Below are 566 nucleotides of genomic sequence, written 5' to 3'. Positions count from 1 at the left end.
TGCCGGACATAAACCACTGCCTTGCGCTGGAGAAGGGGCGCTGGCAAACGATCAGCGTTCGTCATCGTCACACTCCTTCCCGGCGGTAGCGCCGGCGGCCTGTATCAACAGCCTTGCAAGATGCGCGATTGCCCTCGAGCGCTGTGCCGCGTTCATCCCCTGCAACTCGACGTTGTCGAACCTCATGCTCATCTGGCGCAGCGTCACCGCAGACGATTGCGGTCGTGCTGGAACGCCCTTTGGCTTGTCCATTGCGTTTCTCCCGGACGATGTTGGAACCGTCCGGCGAGTTTGCTCTCAAGCGCCGATCAACAAGCAGCCGATGCAGGTCGTCTAACACCGCCACGGTGACCCTCGGCTCACCAAGCTCCATTGCTGAACATACTGCGCGGTCGAGCATCCACGCTGCCACCATCTTGACTACGCCAGCGTCAATTTCGACATGCACCACGCCGCCGCCGCGTTGCTCGACGTCTCGAACCTTGACGCGGCGACCATATAGCGCATGCCAACGATAATGGACTTCAACTTCTTGCCCGATATGGGCAGAATGAATGCGAACTCGC

1 protein-coding gene is annotated in these 566 nt (G+C 59.7%); it reads right to left on the bottom strand.

The features are described 5' to 3' along the window. Positions 1–67: 67 nt before the first annotated feature. The coding region (locus tag AWB68_RS48760; protein ID WP_160110218.1) for a hypothetical protein at positions 68–566 on the bottom strand (499 nt) is incomplete at its 5' end.

The sequence above is a fragment of the Caballeronia choica genome (genome assembly GCF_001544535.1).
GTDB classification, from domain to species: domain Bacteria; phylum Pseudomonadota; class Gammaproteobacteria; order Burkholderiales; family Burkholderiaceae; genus Caballeronia; species Caballeronia choica.
This window is presented reverse-complemented; position numbering and strand designations above follow the sequence as displayed.